Origin of the sequence: Actinoplanes rectilineatus (genome assembly GCF_000962825.1) — a bacterium.
Classification (GTDB): domain Bacteria; phylum Actinomycetota; class Actinomycetes; order Mycobacteriales; family Micromonosporaceae; genus Actinoplanes; species Actinoplanes rectilineatus.
The window spans coordinates 205,581-226,419 of record NZ_JZKF01000005.1 but is presented as its reverse complement, the minus strand read 5'-3'; the positions used below and the strand labels follow the sequence as shown (position 1 = coordinate 226,419).

The 20,839-nt window shown below is 70.5% G+C and carries 20 protein-coding genes; 10 read left to right on the top strand and 10 right to left on the bottom strand.

Translation table 11 applies throughout. From position 1 onward, the window contains the following. Positions 1–5 precede the first annotated feature (5 nt). Both WH85_RS05820 and WH85_RS05815 read right to left on the bottom strand, forming a co-directional pair. Positions 6–593 carry a TMEM165/GDT1 family protein gene (locus WH85_RS05820; RefSeq protein ID WP_045740622.1) on the bottom strand — a complete coding sequence of 196 codons (588 nt, stop codon included), beginning with the start codon at positions 591–593 and terminating at the stop codon, positions 6–8. A 245-nt stretch (positions 594–838) separates the two neighbouring features. Next, a complete protein-coding gene (locus WH85_RS05815) occupies positions 839–2,446 on the bottom strand; it encodes an alpha/beta hydrolase (RefSeq protein WP_045740621.1) in 1,608 nt (535 codons plus the stop codon). Positions 2,447–2,623: 177 nt separating this feature from the next. Here WH85_RS05815 and WH85_RS05810 point away from each other — a divergent pair, with 177 nt between their 5' ends. Further along, positions 2,624–3,133: a hypothetical protein gene (locus WH85_RS05810; protein WP_245673834.1), complete on the top strand. Its 510-nt coding sequence runs from the start codon at positions 2,624–2,626 to the stop codon at positions 3,131–3,133. Here the strand turns inward: WH85_RS05810 and WH85_RS05805 are convergent. Beyond that, entirely contained in the window at positions 3,126–4,670 is a 1,545-nt protein-coding gene (locus tag WH85_RS05805; protein WP_245673833.1) for an APC family permease, read from the bottom strand. The genes WH85_RS05810 and WH85_RS05805 overlap by 8 nt on opposite strands. Positions 4,671–4,755: 85 nt before the next feature. Here WH85_RS05805 and WH85_RS05800 point away from each other — a divergent pair, with 85 nt between their 5' ends. The 9 genes from WH85_RS05800 (at position 4,756) to crcB (ending at position 14,134) form a co-directional block, all read left to right on the top strand. Beyond that, positions 4,756–7,065: a putative bifunctional diguanylate cyclase/phosphodiesterase gene (locus WH85_RS05800; protein WP_045740619.1), complete on the top strand. Its 2,310-nt coding sequence runs from the start codon at positions 4,756–4,758 to the stop codon at positions 7,063–7,065. A gap of 188 nt (positions 7,066–7,253) precedes the next feature. After that, positions 7,254–8,315, top strand: coding sequence for a glycosyltransferase family 2 protein (locus tag WH85_RS05795; RefSeq protein WP_045740618.1), 1,062 nt, complete (start codon positions 7,254–7,256; stop codon positions 8,313–8,315). Positions 8,316–8,319: 4 nt separating this feature from the next. After that, the gene (locus WH85_RS05790) at positions 8,320–8,769 is read left to right on the top strand and encodes a GNAT family N-acetyltransferase (protein ID WP_045740617.1); all 450 of its coding nucleotides are present in this window, start codon (positions 8,320–8,322) and stop codon (positions 8,767–8,769) included. Beyond that, a complete protein-coding gene (gene pseI / locus WH85_RS05785) occupies positions 8,766–9,782 on the top strand; it encodes a pseudaminic acid synthase (protein ID WP_045740616.1) in 1,017 nt (338 codons plus the stop codon). The genes WH85_RS05790 and pseI overlap by 4 nt, the downstream gene beginning before the upstream one ends. A 1-nt stretch (position 9,783) precedes the next feature. Then, positions 9,784–11,340: a hypothetical protein gene (locus WH85_RS05780; protein WP_045740615.1), complete on the top strand. Its 1,557-nt coding sequence runs from the start codon at positions 9,784–9,786 to the stop codon at positions 11,338–11,340. Next, positions 11,337–12,275, top strand: a complete 939-nt coding sequence (locus WH85_RS05775; protein ID WP_045740614.1) for a hypothetical protein — start codon at positions 11,337–11,339, stop codon at positions 12,273–12,275. The genes WH85_RS05780 and WH85_RS05775 overlap by 4 nt, the downstream gene beginning before the upstream one ends. Before the next feature lie 8 nt (positions 12,276–12,283). After that, the gene (locus tag WH85_RS05770) at positions 12,284–13,285 is read left to right on the top strand and encodes a hypothetical protein (protein ID WP_045740613.1); all 1,002 of its coding nucleotides are present in this window, start codon (positions 12,284–12,286) and stop codon (positions 13,283–13,285) included. 118 nt (positions 13,286–13,403) lie between these two features. Further along, the gene (locus WH85_RS05765; RefSeq protein WP_045740612.1) at positions 13,404–13,775 is read left to right on the top strand and encodes a fluoride efflux transporter FluC; all 372 of its coding nucleotides are present in this window, start codon (positions 13,404–13,406) and stop codon (positions 13,773–13,775) included. Then, on the top strand, positions 13,772–14,134 hold the full coding sequence (gene crcB, locus WH85_RS05760; protein ID WP_045740611.1) for a fluoride efflux transporter CrcB: 363 nt from the start codon (positions 13,772–13,774) through the stop codon (positions 14,132–14,134). The genes WH85_RS05765 and crcB overlap by 4 nt, the downstream gene beginning before the upstream one ends. Positions 14,135–14,156: 22 nt before the next feature. On the opposite strand, the gene WH85_RS05755 is transcribed toward crcB, so the two are convergent. The 7 genes from WH85_RS05755 to WH85_RS05725 form a co-directional block, all read right to left on the bottom strand. Next, entirely contained in the window at positions 14,157–14,801 is a 645-nt protein-coding gene (locus WH85_RS05755) for a response regulator (RefSeq protein WP_045740610.1), read from the bottom strand. A 29-nt stretch (positions 14,802–14,830) separates the two neighbouring features. Next, positions 14,831–16,135, bottom strand: a complete 1,305-nt coding sequence (locus WH85_RS05750) for a sensor histidine kinase (protein WP_045740609.1) — start codon at positions 16,133–16,135, stop codon at positions 14,831–14,833. Between the two features lie 177 nt (positions 16,136–16,312). Continuing rightward, positions 16,313–17,500, bottom strand: coding sequence for an acyl-CoA reductase (locus WH85_RS05745; RefSeq protein WP_045740608.1), 1,188 nt, complete (start codon positions 17,498–17,500; stop codon positions 16,313–16,315). Beyond that, complete coding sequence (locus tag WH85_RS05740; RefSeq protein WP_045740607.1) at positions 17,497–18,531, bottom strand: LuxE/PaaK family acyltransferase; 1,035 nt, start codon at positions 18,529–18,531, stop codon at positions 17,497–17,499. The genes WH85_RS05745 and WH85_RS05740 overlap by 4 nt, the downstream gene beginning before the upstream one ends. Next, positions 18,528–19,745: an AMP-binding protein gene (locus WH85_RS05735; RefSeq protein WP_045740606.1), complete on the bottom strand. Its 1,218-nt coding sequence runs from the start codon at positions 19,743–19,745 to the stop codon at positions 18,528–18,530. Before WH85_RS05735 ends, WH85_RS05740 begins: the two co-directional genes overlap by 4 nt. Further along, on the bottom strand, positions 19,742–20,473 hold the full coding sequence (locus WH85_RS05730; protein WP_045740605.1) for an SDR family NAD(P)-dependent oxidoreductase: 732 nt from the start codon (positions 20,471–20,473) through the stop codon (positions 19,742–19,744). Before WH85_RS05730 ends, WH85_RS05735 begins: the two co-directional genes overlap by 4 nt. Continuing rightward, positions 20,470–20,712, bottom strand: coding sequence for an acyl carrier protein (locus WH85_RS05725; RefSeq protein WP_045740670.1), 243 nt, complete (start codon positions 20,710–20,712; stop codon positions 20,470–20,472). Before WH85_RS05725 ends, WH85_RS05730 begins: the two co-directional genes overlap by 4 nt. Positions 20,713–20,839: the final 127 nt, after the last annotated feature.

The window sequence follows — 20,839 nt, the reverse complement described above, 5'->3', positions numbered from 1 at the left end:
ACTCCCTATCGAACTTCGATCACACCCTCGGTGATCAGCCAGATGCCGAAGATAGCGAAGAGCGCTGCAGCACCGTACTTGATGACCTTCTCCGGCAGGTGCCGGCCGAGGTAACGGCCGACCACGATGGCCAGGGCATCGGCGGCCACCATGCCGACCGTGGAACCCACCCAGACGCCGAACCAGCCGTGCTGGGTGGCCAGGGTGATGGTCGCGAGCATGGTCTTGTCACCCAGCTCGGCCAGGAAGAACGCGCCGCCCACGGCCCAGATCGCCGATCCGGTGGAGCGCTCGGCCTTGGTCTTCTCGTCGTCGGTGAGCGAGTCGCCGCGCAGCGTCCAGGCACCGAATCCGAGGAACGCGATGCCGGCGACCAGCGAGATCCAGCCGGTCGGGATGGCGGCGCCGAGTCCGTAGCCGATGCCGACCGACACCAGGTGGACCAGGGCGGTGGCCACGGTGATGCCGATCAGGACCGGCACGGTTTTGAAGCGGGTCGCGAATGTCATGGCCATGAGCTGCGACTTGTCGCCGAGTTCGGCGACGAAGATGACCGCGAAGCTCACGCCCAGCGCGACCAGAAAGGCTTCCACAGATGTCTCCCGGTGATTCAAGGACCGGGTTTCAGACGCAGGGCGACCTCGACCCGGCCGTCGTTGACAACAGCCTGGTCGAAGGTCTCGCTCGCCTTGATGAGAGGCCGCGCGGCCGGACACCGGAACGGTGTCAGTATGTCGACCGCGACATTGGGAGCTACTCCCCTTCGCGGGGACGAGCATAGCCCACCGGGCAGGGCCCCGGCAGCGGGCGAGCCGCCGAGGCCCTGGTCACACCTGGGTCAGGGGCGGACCACCAGGCGCTGCAGACGCAGGCGGTCGTTCACCGTGCCGCTCTCGGTGGCCTTGGCGTCCGGGGTGACGCCGATCGGCACGGGCTGCGCGATCGGGGTGCACTGCTTGTCGGAGCCCTGCGGCTTCTCCCGCTTCGGCAGCGTGCCGGACATCAGGTAGTCGGCGATCGTGTCGTCGACACACTCGTTGCCGAACAGCGAACCGGCGTGGGTGGTTCCGCCCACCCCCTCCAGCAGCGCGGACTTCGGGAACAGGTCGCGGACCCGCAGGGCGCCGGAGAACGGCGTGGCCGCGTCGAGCGTCTCGCTGATCAGCAGCACCGGCGGGACCTCGGTGCCGTCCACCTTCACCGGCGTACCGGGGGAGGCGGGCCAGTGCCGGCAGGGCGCGTTGTACCAGGCGTTGCCCCAGGTCTCGAAGGGCGCCGTGTGGTGCACCCGCCAGTTGTCCTTGCGCCAGCGCTTCCAGGACGACGGCCACTTCGCGTCGGTGCACTGCACGGCCAGGTAGATCGCGTAGCCGTTGTCCGAGCCCTCGGTCTGCGGGTGGTTCTCGTCGTAGAGCTTCTTCAGCAGAGACGGGTCCTTCTTGGTGATCCAGGCGGAGAAGGCGTTCGCGGTCGCCTCCCAGCCGAAGATGTAGTAGCCGGGCTGCAGGAAGACGTCGGTCAGGTCGGCCGGGCCGATCTCCCCACCGGCCGGCTTCTCGGCGAGTACGGCGAGCTGCCGGTAGTAGAGCTTCTCCACCTCGTCGGCGGTCTTGCCGAGGTGGTAGACGGCGTCGTACTTGGCGAGCCAGGTGAAGTAGACCCGGATCGCCTTGTCGAAGGCCAGGTCCTGGTCGAGGTTCGAGTCGTACCAGACCCGGGTCGGGTCGACGACGCCGTCCAGGACCATCCGGTGCACCCGCTTCGGGTACTTGGTGGCGTAGACCTGGCCCAGGTAGGTGCCGTACGAGAATCCGTAGAAGCTGATCTTCTCCGCGGACAGCGCCTGCCGGATGTTCTCGATGTCCTTGACCGTGTCCGTGGTGCGCAGGTGGTCCAGGAACACGCCGCCCGACTTGGCGCAGGCGGCCGCGTACGCGGTGGTCCGCGCGTGCCACTCCTTCTCGAGCTCCGGGGTGCCCGGCACGTACGCCGGACGGCCGTACCCGGGGTACTTCGCGTCGCATGTCAGTTTCGGCTTGCTGGCGCCGACACCGCGCGGGTCGAACCCGATCCAGTCGTACTGCGTGCCGGCCTGCTTCGGCACGTGCGAACCGAGCGAGGCCATCGCCCGGCCGGCGCCACCCGGTCCGCCCGGGTTCACCAGGATCACGCCCTGGTACTGGCTCTCCGGCGAGGTGTGCTTGATCCGCGACACGGCCAGCTGGATCTGTGTTCCCTTGGGCCTCGTGTAGTCCATCGGCACCGACACGTAACCGCATTCGGCGTCCTGTGCCCGCAGCGACGGTTCGGTGCAGGGTCCCCAGGTGACCGCTGCCGGAACATCGTCCGACGCGGCGCGCAGCGTCTCGGCCTGCGCCCCGGTGGCCACCGTGGCACCGGCCGCGCAGAGCGCGACCGTGGAGGCGGCCGCCCAGAATCTCTTCATTATCAGCCCCTTGTGTCCGTTTCACCCCATATGCTCTGGGGCTCGCGGACACTTTTCACCCTTCCACGCCGCTCGCCACCTCATAAGGTGGTTTTTCGGGAATTTCGCAATAGGACACCCGAACGTGGGTGTGGGATTTGAGGCAATGTCTGCTTCGTTCCTGCCACCATGCGAACCATGAACGAGTTCCGGTTTCCCGCGCGATGGCTCCATCCGCGACTGGGGGCGGCGACTCGGGACGGTCGGGCGCCACGTCACTACCTCGTCGCACTGCAACAGGCGGTGCAGACCCTCGACGCCGACCCGCACTGGCAGCGGTGGTGGGACGTGTCCGGCTTCTCCGGCTGCTGCGAGCTGGGCATCGTCACCGAAGGCCAGGACCACCTGCGGCCCAGCGCCGACATCCACGGCGTCGACGACCAGCTGCGCGCCAACTTCACCTGCGCGCTGCCCCGGGCCTGCTCGGATCCGGACGAGCTGGCCCAACAGGCCGCCAGCGAGGTGCGGACCATGTTCGAGGTGATCCGGGAGGCGATGGCCCTGCCGGACCTGCCGCCCGCGCCGCAGACCTCGGTGCCGCCGAGCGACGTGCTGCCGGTGACCGCGAAGGATCTGCCGGCCGTGCCGCACGAGCTGAAACCCCAGGGCTACCTGACGCTGACCCAGGTCCAGGAGTTCTTCAGCTAGCCTCCCGCTCCACCCGCTCGGGGCGGTGCGCGCCGGGCACCCGCTGCCGGGGAATCCGCGGCGGCGCCCCGATGGCCGCCACCGGTGCGGCCGGTGCGGCCGGCGACTGCGGCGTCACCACCACGGCCGACCCGCCCAGCCCGATCCCGGCGTAGACGACGGGACGGGTCAGACGCAGCAGCAGCGCGTGCGCCGTCCCCAGCACCACCCCGGCCACGATCGCCCCGGCCACCGCCCGGACCAGCGGATATCCCGGCGGCATGGCGAGCAGCGCCGGCAGGTCCCGGACCGCCAGCCAGGTCAGCACCCCGAGGGACACAGTGGACAGAAAGGGCGCGGCGAACCGGACGAAGGCCCCCTCGTCCGCCGGCACCCGGTTGAGGTGCACCAGGGCGGCCAGCGACGCCATCAGGAGCACCAGCAGGACGCTGAGCGCGCCGCCCACGATCAACCAGCGCGCGGTGCGGAGTCCCGGGTCCGCACCGGCCAGGTAGGCACCGGTCATCGCCGCGCCCGCGACCAGGGACTGGGTGACCGACGCCGCCCGGGGAGCACCGGTACGCCGGCCGGTGTGCCCCAGCACCGCGGGGAGCACGTGCTCACGGCCCAGGGCGTACACCAGACGGTTGATCGTGTGATGCAGCGCGAGCGCACCGACCAGGACGCCGGTCAGGAAGGCCACCCGGCTGAGGGTGACCGCCCAGGGAAGAAGGCGCTCCTCCCCCATCGCGAAGAGCAGCTCGGTGCCACGATCGCGGGCCACGCCGGCGATCCGTCCCGGCCCGGCGGCGACGATCAGGCTCCAGCTCACCCCGCCGAGCAGCAGCCCGAGCAGCGCGACCGATCCGAATCCGCCCAGGCCCGCGGTGCGACGCGGCAGACGGGACTCCTCGGCGTAAGCGGCGGCGCTCTCGAAACCGGCGAAGGCCAGCACCCCGGCGGCGAGCAGCAGGCCGAGCAGCGGCCGGTCGATCCGGCCCGGCTCGCCGAGGACGATCGACGCCTCGGTGACGCGCCCGCCGAAGGGCCGGAGCACGTTCGAGGCGGCCAGCCCGGCGAGCACCACGACCTGGCCGACCGCGAGCAGGGCGACCACACCGGCCGCGATCTCGACCCGCATCGGCCCGCAGAGCGCCACCAGGGCCCAGCAGGCGGCGGCCACCATCCACCAGGGCACGCTCAGCAGCGGCTGGGCGGCCACGCCGGCAAGGGCGTAGAGGCCGAACTGGATCGCCTGATACCCGGAGATCGCCAGCCAGGCGGCGGTCACTCCGGCGGGGCGTCCCAGGCCACGGGCGATCTGGGGGTACGCCGCACCGGCGCGCGGCGAACGGCGGCCCATCGCCGCGTACCCGCAGGAGAAGAGCAGAAGGGTCAGGGCGAGCCCGGCGAAACCGAGAGGAAGGAGGGGTCCCGCACCGGTGGCCAGCGCGGGTGGGACCAGGGTGACCAGCGTGACGATCGGGGCGGCGGCGGCCAGTCCGAGGAAGGCGACGGAGGCCGCGCCGAGGCGGCCGGGGGCGAGCTCTTCGGGCATACCCACGAGTCCATTCACGCGCATGACGCCGAATTTGACAACCATGGGTAATGGTCAACTGACCGTTCGTGACCAGATTGGCACGATGCCAGGTTTTCCTCAACTGACGGGCACCGCCGCCGACTGCAACCACGTGCTCGCCACCCAGCAACTGACGGACTTTCTCGCCGTCGTAGCCGACCGCCCCGACGAGGCCGCCGCTCAGCATGCGGCCGTCGAGTGCGCCATCCGTGCCATCGGCGCCGACTTCGCGGTGCTCCTGGTCGACGGTAGCGTCGCCGCGTCCGTCGGGCTGCCGGCCGAACGTGTCCCCGTGCACGCTCTGACCGAGATCGCCGAGGGGCGGCACACCTCGCTGGAGATCGGTGGCGCGGAGTACGCGGTGACGGTGGCCTCGCTCGAGGGCGAACCGTCCGGGGTGCTGGCCCTGTGCCGGCTCGGGGGCACCTTCAGCATCGAGGAGATCTGCCTGCTCCGCGGGCTGGCCCGGGTGCTCGAGCTCAGCCTGCAGGCCCTTCAGCTGATCGAGTCGGAACGCGTGCAGTCCGAGGAGAACACCCGGCTGATCGACTCCCTGCAGCGGCGGCAGCGCCTCTTCGACGAGCTGACGACGGTCCAGCGGTCGATCGCCCGGCGCGAGCCGCTGCGCAAGATCCTCGAAGCCCTCACCAACGGTCTCGTCGTCCTGCTCGACGTCGACCTGGCCGGCCTGACCCTGCTCGACGAGCCGAACCGGATCAGTCTGGTCGCCGGCGCCGGCATCCCGGACGTGTCCGCGGCCAAGATGAAGCAGGTGCCGATCGCCACCCTCGGCGCCGTCGGCCTGGCGATCATGGGGAACGAGCTGATCGCCGTCGACGACTACGCCAACTCGCCGATCGCCGTGCCCGAGGTGACCACCGCCCAGATCAAGAGCGTCATGGCGGTCCCGGTGCACGAGAACGGGGCGGTGATCGGGTCGATGTTCGTCGCCTCGCACACCGAGGCCCGGGAGTGGGACAAGTCGCTGCGCGACGCACTGACCGCCTTCGCCGAGCACGCGAGCCTGGCGATCACCGACGCCCGCACGCTGCGCGACATGAGCCAGTCGTTCCACGACTCGCTGACCGGGCTGGCCAGCCGGTCGCTGTTCATGACCCGGATGGAGAACGCCTTCGCCACGTCCCGCTCCGGCGGGGTGACGACGCTGCTCGTCGACCTCGACCGGTTCAAGGTCGTCAACGACGCGCTCGGCCACAAACACGGCGACCAGCTGCTGGTGGCGGCGGCCGACCGGCTCCGCGACTGCCTGCGGACCGACGACACCGCGGCCCGGCTGGGCAGCGACGAGTTCGCCGTGCTGCTGCCGGACACCGCGGACGAGGAGGCCGCACTGCCGGTGGTGCGGCGCATCCTCGCGGCCATGCGCGAGCCGTTCGACCTCGACGGCCGGGAGACCTTCGTGACCTGCAGCGTCGGGATCGCGTACGGCGCGACCGGCGAGGCCGACGCCCAGGAGCTGCTGGTCCGCGCCGACCTGGCGATGTTCGAGGCGAAGAAGAAGGGCAAGGACCAGTACGCCATCTTCCAGCCGGCGATGCGCGAGTCCTTCCAACGGCACCTGGAGATGGAGGCCGACCTGCGCCGCGCGGTCCTGCGGCACGAGTTCCAGCTGCGGTTCCAGCCGATCGTCCGGCTCCGCACCGGGGAGATCTCCGGGCTGGAGGCGCTGGTCCGGTGGAAGCACCCGGAACGCGGCATGGTCCCGCCGCTCGACTTCATCCCGCTCGCCGAGGAGACCGGCATGATCGTGCCGATCGGCGAGTGGGTGCTGCGTGAGGCGTGCCGGCAGGCGGCCGGCTGGAACCAGCAGCGCCCGCCGGACCAGATGCTGACGGTCAGCGTGAACCTCTCGGCGGTGCAGCTGGAACGCCCGGACCTGCCGGACGTGGTCCGCTCGGCGTTGACCGACAGCGGTCTGCCGGCCCGGTGCCTGGTCATCGAGCTGACCGAGTCGCTGATCGTGGACCACCGGGCGGAGACGCTGGAACGGTTGGAGGCGATCAAGGAGCTGGGGGTCCGGCTGGCGATCGATGACTTCGGCACCGGCTATTCGTCGCTGGCGTACCTGCGGCGTTTCCCGGTGGACATCATCAAGATCGACAAGTCGTTCGTCGACGACGTCGGGGACGTGCCGGCCGCCGCGGCGCTGACCCACGGCATCATCCAGCTCGGCCAGGCACTGCAGTTGTCCACCATCGCCGAGGGCATCGAACACATCGGTCAGCTCAGTGAGCTGACCGACGGCAACTGCGAACTGGGCCAGGGGTACTACTTCGCCGAGCCGCTGACCACCGACGCGATGCAGCAGCTGCTGTTCCCGGTGGCGGAGCAGAAGCAGGGGTCCGAGGACTGAGCCGCGTCCCTCCCGGAACGGCGACGGGACCACGAGAACGAAAGGTCGACGGCGGCCCGGGGACGAACGTTCCCGGGCCGGTTCGCGACGAGGATGTTCGTCGATTGGTCGGTCAGATTTGTCTGTGACGTAGATCCCCGACACATCCGGTTACCCTGCGCTTCACCATCGGGGCCGACGGTTGCGGCATGGATGTTCTACTCACCGTCGTAGTGCCCGTCTACGCGGTCGAGGGCTATCTCTACCAGTGCCTCGAATCGCTTCGTGCCGGGTTGACCGCTGAGGAGAACGCTCAGGTCGAGGTGATCGCGGTCGACGACGCCTCCCCGGACGGCTGCGGCCTGATGCTCGACGGCTACGCGGCCCGCCACGGCGACCTGCGGGTTCTGCACATGGACGAGAACGTCGGCCTGGGGCCGGCCCGCAACGCGGGTCTCGCCGAGGCCCGCGGCCGGTACGTCTGGTTCGTCGACAGCGACGACTGGCTGCCCGTCGGCTCGATGCGGGCCGTGCTGGACCGCCTCCGCGCGAACGAGCCGGACGTCCTGCTCGTCGACCACCTGCGGGTGCACGAGAACGGCCGCCTGCAGCCGGACGCCAGCTCACCGCTGCTGGCCGGGCCGCCCACCCTGGAGAACGTGCTCGGGGTGCAGCACACCGCCTGGAACCGGATCATGAGCCGCGAGTTCCTGGCCAAGAACGATCTGCGTTTCCCCGCCGGCTGGTACGAGGACGTCCCGTTCAGCAACCCGGTCCTGATCGCCGCGGAACGCATCGACGTGCTGAACCGGGTCTGCTACCACTACCGGGTCGGCCGGGACGGCGCGATCACCGCCACTCGCAGCGACCGGCACTTCGAGGCCTTCGAACAGTACGACCGCCTACACGCCTGGCTGACCGCGATGAACGCCGAGCCCTGGCTGCGGACCCGGATGTTCACCTTGATGATCAACCACCTGCTGGTGGTGGCCGGCAACGAGAACCGGGTGCACCCGAGCCGTCGCCGTCCGTACTTCCGCAAGGTCGCCTCGCTCTACCGGCGGCACCGCCCGGACGGCTATCTGCCGCCGGACGGCTCGCGCGGCATCAAGCACCGGCTGGTCGCCACGAACAGCTATTCGCTCTACGCGACCCTCCGCGCGGGGTACCGGGTGGCGGGCATCCGGCGCCGGTCCACCGAAAGGACACCTCCGGTTTCCCCTGACCACCCCTGTGCGCCACAGGCAGTCCAAACCACATCCCTACGTTGACGGCGTGCTTCGACCCGCTGACGACAACGACCGTGACGTGGTCCTGACCTGGCGCAACCATCCTGAGGTGCGCGCGGTCAGTCTGACCACGCACGAGATCCGCCCGGACGAGCACGCCGCCTGGTGGGCGGCGCGCACCGCCGAGGTCCTCATCTACGAGGAGGACGGCATCCCCGCCGGGGTGGTCATCTTCAACGGCACCACCTGGTCCTTCTACCTCGACGTGGACGGTCTCGGGAAGCGGCTGTTGCCGGCCTGGATGCGGCTGGAGAAGGAGGCCGTCGAGTACGCCTTCGGCACCCTGGGCCTTCCGAGCCTGGGCGGCGAGACCCTCGCCGACAACAAGCAGGTCCTCGCGTTGCACCGGCGATTCGGGTTCCGGGAGACACGCAGATACGAACGACTGGTCGACGGTGTGCCGAAGACGGTCGTCTGGACAGAGAGAACACCATGAGCGAGAAGAAGCCGTACATCGTTGCGGAGATGTCGGGCAACCACAACGGTTCGCTCGACCGGGCGTTGCAGCTGGTGGATGCCGCTGCGGACGCCGGCGCGGACGCCATCAAGATCCAGACGTACACCGCGGACACCATGACCGTGAACGTCGATCACCCGCGTTTCCGGATCTCCAGCGGTCACGAACTGTGGGGCGGTGACCACCTCTACGACCTCTACGAGCGTGCACACACGCCGTGGGACTGGCACGCGCCGATCTTCGACCGGGCCCGGGAACGGGGCATCACCGCGTTCTCCAGCCCGTTCGACCGGACCGCGGTCGAGCTGCTGGAGAAGCTGGACGCGCCGATGTACAAGATCGCATCGTCGGAGATCACCGACCTGCCGCTGATCCGGCTCTGCGCCGCCACCGGCAAGCCGATCATCATCTCCACCGGCATGGCGTCGCTGCACGAGATCACCGCGGCCGTCGAGGCGGCCCAGGGCGCCGGTGCCACCGACATCACGGTGCTGAGCTGCACCGCGTCGTACCCGACGCCGCCGGAGTTCACCAACCTGCGCCGCATCCCGGTGCTCGCCGAGGCGCTGCGCCTGCCGATCGGCCTCAGCGACCACTCGCTCGGCATCGGCGTACCGATCGCCGCGGTCGCCTTCGGCGCCGTGCTGATCGAGAAGCACGTCACCCTCAGCCGCACCGACGGTGGCGTCGATTCGGCCTTCTCGCTCGAGCCGGGCGAACTCGCCGCCCTCGTGGTGGAATCGGAACGGGCCTGGCAGTCGCTGGGGACCACCCGTATCGGTCCCACCGAGGCGGAGAGGGAAGGCCTGCGATTCCGGCGCTCGCTCTACGTCGTCGAGGACGTGGCGGCCGGCGATCCGGTGACCGCGGCGAACGTTCGTTCCATCCGACCGACCGGCGGCCTGGAGCCGGACACGATCGGCGCCGTCATGGGCCGCGTGTTCCGCACCGATGCGGCCAAGGGGACACCACTCACCTGGGACCTGATCTGACGTGTTTCTGAATGCGAACAAGCAGGAGTGGAAGCACTTCCTCACCGCCGCCGAGGTCTTCTGGCAGAAGAACCTGCCGCCGGTCACCGACGACGGGGTGATCCTGGTCGAGGCCTTCCACCAGGACATCCGCGTCACCCTGCGGAACCTGGCCGTGGCCAACGCGATCCGGAAGATCCAGCCGGCGCGGCTGGTGGTCCTCACCGGCGTCGAGGAGGCGTGGGCGACCACCCTCTGGAAGGACTTCGACGTCTCCCTGGTCCGCGAGCTGGCCACGGCGTACGGCGCGTCGGAGACCATCGACGTCTGGGACATCGTCCGTAAGTCGGACAGGACCCCGACCTTCGACGTCTCGGCGAACGTGGCCGCGACCCAGGCCCGGCTCGACAAGGTGCCCCGCCTCCCGGCCCGGCCGTCGGAGACCCGGCTGCGCTACGGCAACGCCCTCGCCGCGTTCTACGAGGAGCAGTTCCGGCAGAACGTGGTCGCGCTGGTCACCAGCCACGTCGACTACGACCAGTGGGGTCTCGCGGTGGACGTGGCCCGGCGCAGCTCCGTGCCGGTGATCCACACCCAGCAGACCGGCTGCCTCAAGGCGTACGGGCTCTTCCCCGAACACGACAGCGGCGCCGGCACCTTCCGTGAGGAGCTGACCCGGCAGATCGGGCAGGTCTTCGAGGAGCAGGTCTGGCCGCGACGGGAGAAGCTGCGCCCGGTGACCGAACTGATCGCCTGGCGGGCCAAGGTCAACCTGGGCCGGCCCAGCTGGTGGCGCGGTGGCACCTCGGCCTCGGTCGACCTGAGCAACGCGGCCGAGCGGGCCGTGCTGCGCGGGCACGCCGCGGCCCGGTTCGGCTTCGATGCGGACCGGCCGATCGTGGCGGTGTTCAACCACGCCGTCTCGGACGCCCTCGGCACCAACCGGGAACTCTTCCCCACCCTGGCCGACTGGTTCACCGAGACCGCCGCCTTCGCCGCCGGGCACGACGAGGCGCAGTGGCTGTTCCTGGACCACCCGAGCCAGTCGCTGTACGACTCGACCGGCTTCTTCGACGGCCTGGCCAAGCAGCACCGCGGCCTCAAGCACGTGCAGTTCAAGCCGAGCGCCGCGATCAGCAAGAACGCGCTGTGGAGCCTGACCGACCTGGGCGTCACCGTCCGCGGCAGCGTCAGCAACGAGCTCCCGGCGTACGGCATCCCGGTGATCCAGGCCGGCTGGTCGGAGTGGAGTTCGTGCGGGCTGTCGACCGTGGTGGACTCGACCGAGGGCTACTTCAAGACCCTCGACGAGAGCATCAAGGCGATCCGTGAGGGTGCCACGCTGGTCACCGAGGAGCAGGTGCAGCGCGCCCGGCTCTGGCTGTGGCTGTACCGCAGTGGCTCGGACGTGGTCACCCCGCAGATCCCGCAGTGGGAGGTGTGGCCGGTGAACACCCTGCTCAAGACGATGCGGGCGACGTTCCGGCACATCGAGAGCGACGCCGACCCGCTGTTCGACACGGTCGAGCGGATGTGGACCCGCCGTGAGCCGCTGCTGACCCGGTCCGACCTCTCATGAGCGTCGGCTCCTGGTTCCGGACCGACTTCGACGAGCCGTCCGTACCGGCCGCCCTCCCGCTGAACCTGACCAGCGGGTCCAACCCGGCGATCACGATCCTCGACCAGGTGGTCCGGGGCAACGGGATCGTCGGGCGGGTCACCGGCGACTACGGCGCGGTCGCGGTCAAGGTGCACGGCACCGGCGCCCCGGCCCGGGTCTCCGTCGCGATCGGACTGGACGAGCTGGCCACCCGCTGGTGGGCGGACCGGCTGCGGCCGTCCCGGTTCGCGCCCGAGCTGCCCCGGGCGGTCGCCGTCCGGGCCCAGGGCAGGATCCGCGGTGGTGCGGTGCTCGCCCGCCGGCAGGGCTGGCGAGGTGCGGCGAGCGCGAACGCCACGGTCTCGTTCGACCTGGAGGCCGGCGAACTGGACGCCGACGGCATGCTGATCGTGGAGATCGCCGAGACCCCGGTCCCGGACTGGGCGAGCGGCCGGCTCTCCGCCCGCGCGCCGATCGGCCTGCGGTTCAACGGCATCACCGTACGGGACCGGACCGAACCCGCCGCCGCGGCCGGACCGGACGGCTACTCCGGCTGCGACTTCACCGTCGTCCAGCCGGGCAGCTCCGGCACGCACCGGCTGGTCACGGTCGGCGTGCCGGCCGCTCCCCCGCTGCCGATCACCCCGCGCAACCGGCTGACCCGGCAGAAACCGGCCCGGGCGGTCTTCAAGATGACCCGGGCGGCCCGCCGGGTGGCGGTTCGCGCCATGCCACAGCGAGCCGGTGAGGTCGTCGGCGTGCTCGCCGCCGACCTGGTCACCGGTGAACCGGTGGCCGTGACGGTCGACCGGGAGGCGGACGGTCTCGCCGTCCGGCTCGCCGAACCGGCGGCCGGCCCGGTGCTCCTCGGCTCGGCGGAGCCGCAGCCCACCCTGTCCTGGCGCCTGACGTAAGGGAATCCATGAATCACCGCCCGGCACTCGGGACCGACCCGGTGGCGAACCACCGGATCCTGCAGGACCTGTTCGACACCGTGCCACCCGGCAAGCTGGAGTTGGCGCCGGGCCGGCACGAGCTCGCGGACGGTCTGCGAGTGCCGGGCGGCTGGACCGTCCGGGGCGCCTCTGCCGGGGAGACCTGGCTGGTGGCCCGGGGGCGGACCGGTCATCCGGTGCTGCACGTTCTCGGCTCCGGCGTCTCGATCAGCGATCTCGGACTGCGGCCGGCACCGTCCGACCCGGGCGAGCACGGCGGCGACCGCGGCACCGGCCTGACCGTCGGCGAGTACCTCTACGCCGGCCCGGTCACCTGGATCAGTGACGTGGACATCCGCCGGGTGCACGTCGACCACGGCGAGCTGCGGACCGCCAACGCGATCGGCGTGATGGGCGCGGTCCGCGGGACGGCCCTGCACGACGTATCGGTGACCGGCGGCTACACCGGTGTCGCGGTGCACTGGGGCGCGGCCGGGGCGGACGTCTCGTCGATCACCGGCCAGACGTACCACCCGCACGACCTGACCATCTCCGGCCTGCGGGTCCGCGACGCGGTCGAGGGGTTCTACCTCAGCTCGGTGCACGACGTCCGGGTCTCCGGCGGTTGCCTGCGCGACGTCGAGATGGGCTTCCGCCTGCTGCCCGGCGACAACACCGACCGGTTCGTCTCGTCGTCGGCCGGCCTGGTCGGCGCGAACATCGAGATCAGCGACGTCTGCGTCCGCTGGTCCGGCCCCCGCTACGCGGTCCGTGTCGCCGGGTGGGGTCGCAGCGAGGTGGACGGCCTGGTCAGCGTGCTCACCTACCGGAACGCGGTGATCCGGGACTGCCGTCTGATCGGCGCCGGGACCCAGGAGTCGTGGTCCCCGGTCCTGGTCGAACGCGCTCCCGGCGTGGCGTTGCGGGGCATCGAAGCCGCCACCGAAGGGCCCGGGAAGTGCTGTGAACTCGGCCCCGGGGGCCCCTGAGGGCCGATCAAGATCTTCGCCTACAGTGGACGGTGAGCATCTCCGCGAGGAGTGTGCCCCCGAGCCGATCGGGGGGACGCCGCCACGTCCCCCCGATCGCCGGTTACCGTCTTCGGTGATGAGACTCGACGTGGACCGGCCCGTTCTGGTGGCCGTCGCCGCCGGTGGCGCGCTCGGCGCCCTGGCCCGCTACGCGATCGCGTCCGCCGGGCCCGGTTCGGTCTGGACGACGTGGCTGATCAACGTCTCCGGCTGTTTCCTGATCGGCGTGCTCTACACCCTGCTGCCGCGTCTGCGCCCGCAGGACCGCCTGTTGCGCCCGCTGCTCGGCACCGGTGTCCTGGGCGGTTACACCACGTTCTCCACCGCGACCGTCGAGGTCTACCAGGCTTCACCGCGGACCGCCCTGCTCTATCTGGCGGCGACGCTGGTGGGCGCGATCCTCGCGGTCGCCGCCGGCAGCGCCGTCGCCCGGATCGGCACCCCATGACCCCTCTCATGGTGATCGTCGGGGCGGCGATCGGCGCACCGGTCCGCTACCTCACCGACCAGGCCATGCGGAAACGCTTCGGCCCGGATTTCCCGTGGGCCACCCTCACCGTCAACGTGGCCGGCTCGTTCATCCTCGGCCTGGTCCTCGGCCTGCATCTGCCGCCTACGCTGGTCGCACTGCTCGGCACCGGTTTCTGCGGCGCCCTCACCACGTATTCCACGTTCGGTTGGGACACCCTCACCCTGGCCCGTCGGGGTGCGCCGGCGGCCGCGACCGCCTACGTCCTCCTGAGCGTGCTGGCCGGCCTGGGCGCCGCCGCCCTGGGTCACTCCCTGTCGCAAGCTCTCGCCGCTTAGCGGGTACGCCGCCGCGGCGATCTCAGGACTGGAGGTAGGCCAGGACGGCCAGCACCCGGCGGTGCTGCTCCTCGTCCTGGTGCAGTCCGAGCTTGGTGAAGATGTTGCGGACGTGCTTCTCCACGGCGCCGTCGGTGACCACCATCTTGCGGGCGATCGCGCCGTTCGACATGCCCTCGGCCATCAGTTCGAGCACCTCACGCTCGCGCGGGGTCAGGCCGCGCAGCGGGTCGTCGCGGCGCCGCCGGACCAGCAACTGGCCGACCACCTCGGGATCGAGAACCGTGCCGCCCTCGGCGACCCGGTGCAGGCCGTCCAGGAAGTCGGCGACCATCGCGACCCGGTCCTTCAGCAGGTAGCCGATCGCGCCCCGGCGGTCTGCCAGCAGGTCGGCGGCGTAGGAGACCTCGACGTACTGGGAGAGGACCAGGATCGGGGTGCCCGGCACCGCCGCCCGGGCCTCGACCGAGGCGCGCAGGCCCTCGTCGGTGTGGGACGGCGGCATCCGGACGTCCACGATCGAGACGTCCGGACGGTGTTCCTTGATCGCCGCGACGAGGGACGGCCCGTCGCCGACGGCCGCCACCACGGTGTGGCCGTTCTCCTCGACGAGCCGGACAAGGCCCTCTCGCAACAACACCGCATCGTCGGCAATCACCACACGCATGCGGTCATGCTGTCAGACCTGCTGCACCGTCACAGGGGCAGTGCCGCGGTGAGACGGGTTCCGTCACCTTCCGGACTGTCGACCGCGAGCACACCGCCGGTGGCGCGGACCCGGTCGTCCAGGCCGGCCAGCCCGTGCCCCTTGGCCAGGCTCGCCCCGCCGACACCGTCGTCGGCGACGGTCACCACCAGGCCGGTCTCGATCCGCTGCACGCTGACCTGGACCTCACTGGCCCGGCTGTGCTTCGCCACGTTGGTCAGCGCCTCGGCCACCACGAAGTAGGCGGCCGACTCGACGGCCGGGTCGAGCCGCTCGCCCAGCGGCGCGTCCAGATCGACCGGGACCGTGCAGCGCCCGGCCAGTGCGGTCAGTGCCGCCTGCAGGCCGCGGTCGACCAGGATCGGCGGGGCGATGCCACGGGACAGGGCGCGCAGTTCGTCGAGGGTCTCCCGGGTCTGGGCGATCGCCTCGGCCACGGTCGCCCGGGCCGCGTCCGGGTCGGTGCCGAACTGCTGCTCGGCACGGCCCAGGTCCATGGCGAGCCGGACCAGGCGCTGCTGCGGACCGTCGTGGATGTCGCGTTCCAGTTTGCGCAGGGCGACCGCCTCGGCGCTGACCGCGGCGGTCCGCTGCTCCTGGGCGACGGTGCGGGCCGCGTTCGCGTCGGCGACCTGCTGCCGGAGTTCGCCGACGCCGCTGAGCAGTGCCCGGGCGAACAACGCCTCGACCAGGGCGGCGCCCCGGACCACCGGGCAGAGCGTCGCCGCGAAGATCAGGCCGACCAGCACGTTGAGCGTGATCCGGGCGAACGTGGTGTCCCCGAAACCGAGCAGCTCGGCCAACTCCACGTTCTCCGGCGGGTGCGGCAGCGCCCAGTCGTAGAACGGGGTCGCCAGTCCGGCGAGGGCGACCGCCCACCAGACCACCGTGACCACGAAGGCGAACAGGCTGGGCACCAGCCGGATCAGGCCGTGCAGCAGGTCCAGCCAGGCCTGACCGTCGGCGAGCGGCGACACGAGCTTGCCCATGAAACTCTTGCCGGCCGTGGACCGGTAGGCGGGGTGCGGGATCGGCCGCCGCAGCACCGCGCCGATCCGGTAACGCTCCAGGAGCGCGAAGCCCCGGGCCATGAAGAGGGTTCCGACGAGGATCGGCAGGCCGATCCAGATGATCGTGGTGCTGACGCCGACGGCGAAGCCGGCGATGCACAACGGCAGCGTGAGAACGGCAAGGGGCAGGCCCAGCAGCGAGTACTGGGTGTCGATACCCAGTTGGCGCAGGTAGCGGCCGATCGGGCGGGTGCTCACCGTGCCACCGGCGAAGGTCGTCGTCATGTCGTCGACGCTAGGCAATCGGGGCCCCTTCCGTGATCCCGCGAGCCGCCCGAACGGCAGTAGGGTTAACCCGACCATCATCGGATCCGGTGGATGGTCACCGGGCCGCCCCGGACGCCTCGCCCGGCGCGAAGGCCCACTCGTTGAGCCGGTACGTCGCCGGGCCGGCGGCCGTCATCACATCTGCAGCGTGGTGAGCCGGGTGAACTCGGCGGGCAGGTCGTACCCGTCCCAGAGCGCGCCGAAGGTCAGCGCGGAACCGAACGGCACGATCCGGTCGACGCCACGCCCGCCCAGCTCGGTGGCGAAGTCCCGCAGTTCGGCCGGGGTGAAGCCGAAGTGGCTCACCGTCTGGTCCTGCCGGTTCATCGCCGGGACCAGGTCGCGCAGCGACGGGACCTCGGCGAACGGGAACGCGCCCGCGCCGATCCAGCGCCGCGGTGCGGTGCCCGGGCCGGCCAGGGTGACCGCGGTGATCCGGTTGTCCGGGAAGTCCAGCGTGCGGGCCGCCCCCGTGGCGGCCAGCCCGTACGCGTTGACCCGCTTCTCCACCGCCATCGCCGCGTCCACCGTCCAGCCCCGCTGGTCGACCACGTCGAGCAGCAGGTCCAGGAACTCGGTGCGGACCCCGTCGGCGTCGCCCGCCCGACCGCCGACCAGGAACACGGTCCGCGGCGAGGAGCAGGCGGCCTGGTCGAACCAGTACGCGTCGTTCGCGAACCCGACCACCGCGGTGCGCCGTGCGGCCGGGTCGGCTGCCCGCCAGCCGGGCACCGAGAGCACCGCCCAGGAGGTCCGGTCCGGGAAGGTCAGGTCACGGGCCGAGGGCCGCAGCGGGTGCTTGCGGATCGCGTCCACGGCGGCGTCGCCACCCCAGACGACCCGCAGGTCGCACCACTTGCTGAGACTCGCGGTGACGGCGTCGTCCCGCCCGTACGTGACCATGCGCTGGGTCCGCCCGATCACCGGGTCGGCCTTCACCGCGTTCATCGCGTCCAGGATGACCTCGGCGGCACCGGCCGACCGGGACGAGATCCGGACCACGTTGTGGTTGCCGGCCAGCGCGGAGATCGCCCAGGAGTAGACGAAGATGGTGTCCACGTTGGCCGGTGGCAGGTGGAACACGTTGCCCCGGGGGAAGACCAGCGCGTCGTCGCGCCGCATCTTCTCCACGGCCCGGTTCAGTTCGGCGGGACGCAGGAAGTACCCGAGCGAGCCCAGCTCCGGGTGCCGCCGGGCGACCGCCGGGGCGAGCAGCTTGCGGGCCAGTGCGGCCAGGAAGTCGACCACCCGCGGGTCGCCGACGCTCAGCCGGTCATCGGAGGGTGCCGTCAGATCTCCGTCGGCACCGAATCGGAAGATCACGCCGCCTCCCGGTACGTGTCGGAGCAGCCCCGGGCCTCGGCGCGGGGCAGCCGGCCGAGCACCGAGAACCGCTTGCCGGGCCAGTCGCCGTCGTCGATCCCGTGCACCACGCCCAGGTCCTCGGTGAGCAGCACATGCCCCGGGTACGACGTGGGCAGCGTGCTGATCACCTCCAGGAGACCCGGCTTGCCGGGCGGAAGCTCCGCCCAGGTCTGCGGATCGCGAACCACCACGTCCGCGAAGTCCGGGCAGTACAGCGAGCCGCCGGACGGTCCCTCCAGGAAGATCGTGCCGATCTGCTCGACCATGCCGTAGTAGTTGTGCACCTTCGTCAGGCCGACACTGGCCAGCCGGGCGCGGAACTCGTCCGGCGACACCGCCTGGTCGATCAGCTTCTTCCAGCCGCCGGAGTGGATCAGGATGCCGTTGCTCAGGTCCAGCCCGTGCCGGAGTGCCACCTCGTAGAGGTGCAGCCAGACCAGGAAGGTGAAGCCGAAGATCAGGAACGGCCGGTCGCCGTGCTTCTCCAGGAAGCCGCGCAGGGCGGTCAGGTCGACCTCGCCCTCCATGTCGAGCGCCCACACGTGGTCGCGGCCGAAGGTGGACATGCCGAGCACGCCGGCACCGCGGGCGCTGAACGACGTGCGGTCCTTCAGCATCGCCCTGGTGTCGACCAGGATCATCGGCAGGCGCTTCGGGCCGAGCACGGTCTGCACCGTGGCGGCGAGCCGCCGCTGCTGCTCGGCCGCGGCCGCCTTGTCCAGGTAGATCCTGCTGACGTCCCCGGTGGTGCCGCTGGACGTCAGGGTCTTGAAGACCTCGTCGTCCGGGATGCTCTTGAGTTCCAGGGTCTTGAACAGCCGGACCGGCAGCCACGGCAGATCCGCGATCGAGGCGGCCTCGGTGAAACCGGACGCGGACAGGATCCGGTCGTACGGCTCGCAGTTCGCCCGGTGGTGCGCGGTCAGGCCGGCGAGTTCCTTGAGCAGGACCTCTTCCTTCGCGGCCTGGGACAGGGTGAAGACACTCACAACGACGCCTCCAGCGCCCGATAGTCCGTCTTGCCGTTGGGCAGCAGCGGCAGGGCCTCGATGCTGCGCACGTCCACGCCGGTGTAGTGGCTGCCCAGCCACTCGGCGATCTTGGTGCGGAGCGCGCGGGCCTCGTCCGGGTCGATGCCCTCGGCGAAGACGTGCAGCTTGTCGTCGCCGGCCACGGCCGCGACCGGGAAGTGCTTCTCCACGTCGTCCAGGTTGATCCGGACGCCGAACACCTTGCCCATCCGCTTGAGCCGGCCGGTGATGAACAGGTAACCCTCGTCGTCGAGCCGTCCCAGGTCACCGGTGTGCAGGACGCCGCCCTGCTCGTCGCCGCGGGCCAGATCGGCGCCGGTCTCCGCGTACCCCATCATGACGTTGGGCCCGCGATAGACGACCTCGTCGTCCTCGATGGTGAAGGTCGCACCGGGCATCGGCAGGCCGACCGAGCCGGACTTCTCGGCGAGGCGCTCCGGCGGCACGGTGGCCATCCGGGGCGCGGCCTCGGTCTGGCCGTACATCACGAAGAACCGGCCACCGGCGGCCGCCATCTTCTCGGCGAACTCGGTGACCCGCTCGGCGCGCAGCCGGCCGCCGGCCTGGGTGAGGTTGCGGACCGTCGGGTACTTCGCCGGGTCGAAGCGCAGGCGGCGCAGCATCTCGTACTGGTACGGGACGAACGCCATCGAGGTGACGCCGTGCTCGTTCACCGCGGTCCAGAAGTCCCGCTGCATGATCCCGGTGCGTTCCAGCACCACCGTCGCGCCGCGCAGCAGGTGCGAGTGCAGCACCGACAGCCCGTACGAGTAGAAGAGCGGCAGCGTGGTGATCGCCACGTCGTCGGCGGTGACGCCGAGGCTCTCCGCGACCTGTTCGGCGTTGGCCAGCACCGCCGAACGGGACAGCCGGACCAGTTTGGGGTTGCCGGTGGAGCCGCTCGTGGTGAGCAGCAGCGCCAGGTCGGGGTGCACCTCGTCGGTGGTGTACCGGTGGATCAGGTCGGTGTGGCCGGTGTCCGGGTCGAGCAGCACGACCGGCTTGCCGGCCCGCAGCGCCGCCAGGTAGGTGGCGACCGACCGCACCGTGGTGTGCATCGGCAGGAAGACCACCGGTCGATCGCCCAGAACCACCGAGTCGATCAACGCGGGCGTCAGTTCCTCGCCGGTCTCCGCGTCCACGACGCGGGCATCCGGGTGGAGCAGATTCACAGTACGAGTCCCCCGTCGACCCCGATCACCTGTCCGGTGACGAAACGGGCCTGGTCGGAAAGCAGGAAGGCGATCACGTCGGCGACGTCCCCGGCGGTGCCGAGCCGGCCGAGCGCGGTATCCGCGATCCGCTCCTGCCGGCCGGCCTCGTCCAGGGTGTCCAGCATGTCGGTGGCGATGAACCCGGGTGCCACGGCGTTCACCCGGATCCCGCGCGGGCCGAGTTCCTTGGCCGCGGCCTTGGTCAGCCCGATCACCGCGGCCTTGGACGCGGCGTAGACGGCCTGGCCGGCGACGCCGTGCGTGCCGGTGATCGAGGCGGTCAGCACGACCGCCGGGTTCTCGGCGCGGGCCAGCAGCCGGACCGCGTTCTGCAGGGTGTGCGCGGCGCCGGCCGCGTTGACCGCGAACAACCGGTCGACGGTCGCGTCGGCGGTCATCCCGAGCATCCCGGCGGCGTGTGTCCCGGCGTTGACCACCAGGGCGTCCAGCCGTTTGAAGTTCTCGAACGCCAGCCGGACCAGTGCCTTGCTGGTCGCCGGGTCGGCGATGTCCCCGGCCGCGTGGTGGACGCTGACACCGAACTTGCCGGCCAGGGTCGACGCGGCCTCGGCCACGCCGGTCTCGCCGTGACCGTGCAGGACCAGGTCGTGGCCCTGCTCGGCGAGGCGGTGCGCGGTGGCCAGGCCGATGCCGCGCGACGCCCCGGTCACCAGCGCGACACTCACTTGACGTCCACCCCGTATTTACCGAGGATTCGCACGGCCTCGGTGAAACTGGACATATTGATGACATCGTCGGTATCGATCATTACCGAGAATTCATCTTCGATAGCCGCGACCAACGACATGTGAGCGAGGGAATCCCACTTCTCGTTGTCCTGGTAGCGCAGGTCGTCCACGGGAGCGTCCGCCGGAAGATCGAGTGCGGAACGGAACGCGTCACGCAGTTTCTGCAGCTCAGACACAGGGTAACTCCAGTCGGGGGGTAGCAAGAGGAGTCTACTTTCCCGCAGCTCCCCGGTCGTCACGACCAAGAGCGGCTGAACTGAAAATGAACTGACATTGGCGTTTCTCCGCTCTTCCGGAAATTGC